This is a genomic window from Thiohalomonas denitrificans, from assembly GCF_016841685.1.
Classification (GTDB): Bacteria; Pseudomonadota; Gammaproteobacteria; order Thiohalomonadales; family Thiohalomonadaceae; genus Thiohalomonas; species Thiohalomonas denitrificans_A.
The window spans coordinates 1-5,790 of record NZ_JAENYR010000132.1; the positions used below are offsets into that span (position 1 = coordinate 1).

The window sequence follows — 5,790 nt, forward strand, 5'->3', positions numbered from 1 at the left end:
ACAGGCGCGCGAAGCCGAAGGTTAGGAAGGAGACGGTCACCGCGGCGGCGACCGACAGGTCGAGCCAAAGCAGGGCCACCGCCAGAGCGCCCAGGGCGCTCGCGGCGATGATGAAGCCGTAGCCGAAGATGGCGGCCCAGCCGGCGCGGCTAACCAGGGGCTCCGATTTGGCGCGCGGTGAGCGGCGCATGACGGCCGACTCGCTGTGGCCCATACCCAGCGCCAGGGCCGGAAGTACGTCATTGACGAAGTTGATGTAGAGGATCTGCAGCGGCAGGAGAGGCAGGGGCGCCCCGGCGGCAGCAGCCGCCGAGACGGCCATGATTTCGCCCAGGTTGCCGGAAAGAAGATAGACGATGAAGCGGCGGATGTTGTCGAAGATGGTGCGGCCCTGACGGATGGCGGCAACGATGGTGGTGAAGGCGTCGTCGCGCAGCACCATGTCCGCCGCTTCACGGGCCACGTCTGTGCCACGCCGGCCCATGGCGATACCCACGTCCGCCTTCTTGAGGGCAGGGGCGTCATTGATGCCGTCGCCGGTCATGGCCACCACTGCTCCGGCCTGCTGGTGCAGCCCGACGATGTCGAGCTTTTGCTCCGGGCTGACCCGGGCGAAAACGGTAGTGGCGAGGTCCCGGCGTCGCTCCTCTTCACTAAGCGCCTCGGGCGCCTTGAGGGCTGAACCCGGTACCGGTGGAGGTGTCTGCTCGTCGGCGATGCCGAGTTCCCGTGCGATGTGGCCGGCGGTGGCCGGTTGGTCGCCCGTGATCATGACTACCCGGATGCCGGCCTCCCGGCAGGCCTCCACCGCTTCGCGCACCCCCTCCCGCGGTGGGTCGAGCAGCCCGGCCAGTGCGACCAGGGTGAGTCCTTTGTAAGGGTCCTCTTTATCGCTGTCGGCGCGCTTCTCGGCGAGGGCCAGCACCCGCAGACCGTTCCCGGCCAAGGCGTGGTTGCGAGCCTTCCAGCGCTCGCGCCCCGCCTCATCCAGCGGTTCGTTGCCGTCCCTACCGGCCACCGCGATGCAGTGATCAATGACCGTCTCCGGCGCGCCTTTGATTGCGTAGCGGTAGTTTTCGCCATCCGCGTGGACGGTAGCCATCTTTTTGCTGTCGGACGAAAAGGGCTCCTCGCGCACCTCTGGCAGGCGTTGGAGCAGGGCCGGGCGTCCAATCCCGACGGTAGCCGCCGCCTGGAGCAGGGCCACCTCCATGGGATCACCCTCGGGCTTCTCTTCCGCCTCGGCGTTATTGCACAGGGTGGCGATCTCCAGCGCCCGGCGCAGACGCGGAACGTCATCGGGCGTGACCTCAGACCCATCGCGTCGGTAACTCCCAGACTCGGGATGGTGGCTGATCTCCTCCCCCTCCAGGGTGATGACCCCCAGGGTCATACGGTTCTCGGTCAGGGTGCCGGTCTTGTCGGTGAGAATGGCACTGGCGGCGCCCAGTGACTCCACCGCGGCGAGGCGTTTGACCAGGGCGTTACGGGCTGCCATCCGGTGCATGCCGCGGGCGAGCGCCCCGGTGGCGACCACCGGCAGGCCTTCCGGTACGGCGGCGATGGCCAGCGCGATCGCTGTCTCCAACATGGTCGCCAAGGACTTGCCCGCGGCCAATCCGGCCGCAGCAACGACTCCTGCGACGACAAAGGTCAAACCCGCCAGGCGTCTTCCTAATGCCTCCAGCCGCCGCTCCAGGGGCGTCAGCTCGCCCTGCGCTGTCTGGACCATGGCGGAGATCCGACCAATTTCCGTACCCATTCCGATCGCCACCACCAATCCGGTGGCGGTGCCCTGGGTCACTGCGGTGCCCTTGTAGGCCATGCCGGTGCGGTCGGCCAAGCTTGTGTCGGGGTCGACCGCGCCGGTATCTTTGGAGACCGGCATCGACTCGCCTGTGAGGGCAGACTCATCGCATGCGAACCCCTCACTCTCTACAAGCCGCAGATCCGCCGGAACCTGGTCCCCCGCCTCAAGCAGGACCAGGTCTCCCGGGACCAGCTGCTGCGCGGGCACATCGCGCCCCGTGCCGCCGCGCCGGACTCGGGCCTGCACCTCTCCCAGCCGCTTCAGCGCCGCCATCGAGCGCACCGCCTGGTACTCCATGGTGAAGCCCACGGCTGCGTTCACCGCCAGGGCCACTGCGATGGCGATGGCCTCCACCACCCGCTCGAAGAGCAGAGCCGCCAGCGCCGCTCCCATGAGCAGCAGAATCACCAGGCTCTTGAATTGGTCCAGCAGAATCACCAGCGGGCTCCGGCGCTGGCCTTTTTCCAGCCGATTGAGGCCGTGGCGCTCCCGCCGCCGTCGAGCCTCTGCCTCCGTCAGACCGCGTACCGGGTCCGTCTTTAGTTGAGCAAGCACCCGTTCCGGGGTTTCGGCGTAGGCCTTGAAGGCGTTGTCACCAGGGTTCGGCAAGACCTCGTCCCTGCTTTACAGGATGTTTTGTCAAAGGCTTTTCTCCAGTCCACGGAAACGGGGTTTTCCAGTGACTGTAGGGGTTTTCGACGGGGTTTACCCGGGAGCCGAATAGCATTGCTCCAACAGAGTTGCGGAGCGAAAACTCCTTGAGTCAAGTTTGCCTGGGAGACGCTGTCGAAGCGCTTGAGGAATATGACCCCCTCGCCGATGCTGCGGCGCAGCTTTGTCAGTTTACTTCCGCCAGAAGGCGGGCGTAAGCAGGACGAGGAGGGTGAAGATCTCGAGTCGTCCCACCAGCATGGCGAAGCAAAGCAGCCATTTGGCGAAATCGCTGATATTGCCATAGTGCGTGGCAACCTCACCGAGGCCGGGTCCGAGATTGTTGATGCTGGCGGCCACGGCGGAAAACGCGGTGACCTGATCCAGTCCGGTAAACATGAGCAGCAGAAGAAGAAAGGCGAAGATCGCCACGTAAGTAGCAAAAAAGCCCCATACCGATTCCACCACCCGACTGGGGAGCGGCTTTCCTCCGATCTTGATCGTGATAATTGCATGAGGGTGGATAAGGCGAAGGATTTCGCGCAACCCTTGCTTGATCAGCAACAGGAAGCGAATCACCTTCATGCCGCCGCCGGTGGACCCGGCGCAGCCCCCCACAAAGCTGGCAAACAGCAGTGCTACCGGCAGAAAGCCCGGCCATTGGCTGTAGTCGGCGGAGGTGAAACCGGCCGTGGTGCCGATGGATACCGCCTGGAAGACGCCGTGCAGCACCGCCTGAGAGGTTTCCGGGAAGACCTCCGCGAGATAAAGATAGGAGGAGGTGACCAGGGCCAGGGAACCCAGCACGATGGCATAGGTGCGAAATTCGGCATCCTGGAGGTAGGGGCGCAGGTTGAGTGATCGCCAGGCGAGAAAGTGCAAAGCAAAGTTTACCCCGGACGCCAGCATGAAAATGATGGCGATCATCTCAATGAGCGGTTTGTCCTGGAAGAAGCCCATGCTGGCGTCGTGGGTTGAAAAACCGCCGATTGCCACGGTGGAAAAGGCGTGGCCTACGGCGTCGAAAAAGCTCATTCCCGCCACCCAGTAGGCCAGCATGCAGGCAACGGTTAGTCCCAGGTAGATGTACCAGAGGGCCTTGGCGGTCTCGGTGATGCGCGGGGTGAGTTTGTTGTCCTTCATCGGGCCCGGGGTTTCGGCCCGGTAGAGCTGCATGCCGCCGACGCCGAGCATCGGCAGGACGGCGACGGCCAGCACGATGATTCCCATGCCGCCGAGCCACTGCAGTTGCTGGCGATAATAGAGCAGCGAGGGTGGCAGGTTGTCGAGCCCGGTAATCACCGTGGCCCCGGTGGTGGTGAGCCCCGAGATAGATTCGAACACCGCATCGGTTACCGACAGGTTGGGCTCCCCGCCGACGGCAAAGGGGAGGGCGCCGAACGTCCCCAGCACGCTCCAGAACAGTACGACAACCAGGAAACCGTCGCGCAAGCGCAGATCCCGGCGAATATTCCGGACCGGAAGCCAGAGCACGAATCCGGTGGCCAGGGTGAGGCCGAAGGCGAGCAGGAACGACTCGTAAAAGCCGTCGCCAAATAGCAGTGAGACAGCGACCGGCGGCAGCATGGTCGTGGAGAAGAGGGCCAGCAGCAGACCCAGAATGCGCTGTACGACGGTGAATTGCATGCGATCAGGGACGAGAAACGAGATGCGGGATTCGAATAGCCACCACAGACGCTTTCGCCTGCCGGCCCGAAAGTTCGGGTACCGTATCCCGAACCTGGTCTCTCACAGGAAGGTGATCCCCACCTGGAACAGCTGCTCGACTTCGGGAATGCGGCGTTTGTCGATGACGAACAGAATGACGTGGTCTTCCGATTCGATTACCGTGTCGTGGTGGGCGATCACCACCTCATCGCCCCGCACGATCGCGCCAATCGTGGTGCCGTGCGGTAGCCGGATCTCCTCGATCGCCCGGCCCACCACTTTCGACGAACGTCGGTCGCCATGGGCCACCGCCTCGATGGCCTCGGCGGCGCCGCGGCGCAGGGAGTGCACCATGGCCACATCGCCCCGGCGTACGTGGGCGAGCAGGGAACCGATGGTCGCCTGCTGAGGGGAGATTGCAATATCGATGTCGCCACTCTCCACCAGATCCACATAGGCGGCCCGGTTGATCAGGGCCATGACCTTGCGTGCCCCAAGCCGTTTGGCGAGCATCGACGCGAGAATGTTGGCCTCATCGTCATTGGTCATGGCGCAGAACACATCGGTTTCTTCGATGTTTTCCTCCAGGAGCAGCTCCTCGTCGGCGGCATCGCCGTAAAGGACAATACACTTCTCGAGGGCCTCGGAGAGGTCCCGGGTGCGGGCCAGATTATGGTCGATGAGTTTGACCTGATACTTGTTTTCCAGCGCCGCCGCGAGGCGTTTGCCGATGTTGCCGCCGCCGGCCACCATGATGCGCTTGACCGGCTTCTCCAGGCGGCGCAGCTCGCTCATCACCGCGCGGATATCCTTGCTGGCGGCGATAAAGAAGACCTCGTCGTCCGCCTCGATGACAGTCGAACCCTCGGGAATAATGGCCCGGTCGCGGCGATAAATGGCCGCTACCCGGGTCTGCACGCCGGGCATGTGGTCGCGCAGGGTACGCAGCTCGTGCCCGACCAGCGGCCCGCCGTAATAGGCCTTGACGCCCACCAGCTGCACCTTCCCCTCGGCGAAGCCCAGTACCTGCAGTGCGCCGGGATGGGCGATCAGTTGGACCACATAGTTGGTGACCAGCTGTTCGGGGCTGATCAGCACATCGACCGGAATCGCCTCGGGCGTGAATAGCTCCGGATTTTGAAGGTACTGCAGGGAACGCACGCGGGCAATTTTGGTGGGAGTATGGAACAGCGAGTAGGCGACCTGGCAGGCCACCATATTGGTTTCATCCGAGTTGGTGACCGCGATAATCATATCCGCGTCCTCCGCCCCGGCCCGCCGCAGCACCTCGGGATGGGAACCGCGGCCCGCGACCGTGCGCAGATCGAGGCGGTCCTGCAGCTCCTGCAGACGTTTGCCGTCGACGTCGATCACGGTGATATCGTTGGCTTCGCTGGCCAGGTTGTTCGCCAGTGATGAACCCACCTGACCGGCACCGAGGATGATGATTTTCATGCTTCACGTTCGCCGCACTCGGGAAGTACGCATTGTAGCGCGCACCTGAGGTAGTAGCGAGTGGCGAGTGGCTAGTTGCTAGTTGCTAGTTGCTAGTTGCTAGTTGCTAGTTGCTAGTTGCTAGGCGTTTGCGGGTGTGGTTGACTCCTGGAGACTCGCCACTCGCCACTCGCCACTCGCCACTCGCCACTCGCCACTCGCCACTC

At 63.7% G+C, this 5,790-nt stretch carries 3 protein-coding genes; all 3 read right to left on the reverse strand.

What is annotated here, in order from left to right; all coding sequences use genetic code 11:
* A partial coding sequence (locus Q7L05_RS16795; RefSeq protein ID WP_303909372.1) for a cation-translocating P-type ATPase occupies positions 1 to 2,419 on the reverse strand: 2,419 nt, incomplete at its 3' end.
* Positions 2,420 to 2,653: 234 nt separating this feature from the next.
* Entirely contained in the window at positions 2,654 to 4,108 is a 1,455-nt protein-coding gene (locus tag Q7L05_RS16800) for a TrkH family potassium uptake protein (protein WP_303909374.1), read from the reverse strand.
* Between the two features lie 102 nt (positions 4,109 to 4,210).
* Complete coding sequence (gene trkA, locus Q7L05_RS16805; protein ID WP_303909376.1) at positions 4,211 to 5,584, reverse strand: Trk system potassium transporter TrkA; 1,374 nt, start codon at positions 5,582 to 5,584, stop codon at positions 4,211 to 4,213.
* Positions 5,585 to 5,790: the final 206 nt, after the last annotated feature.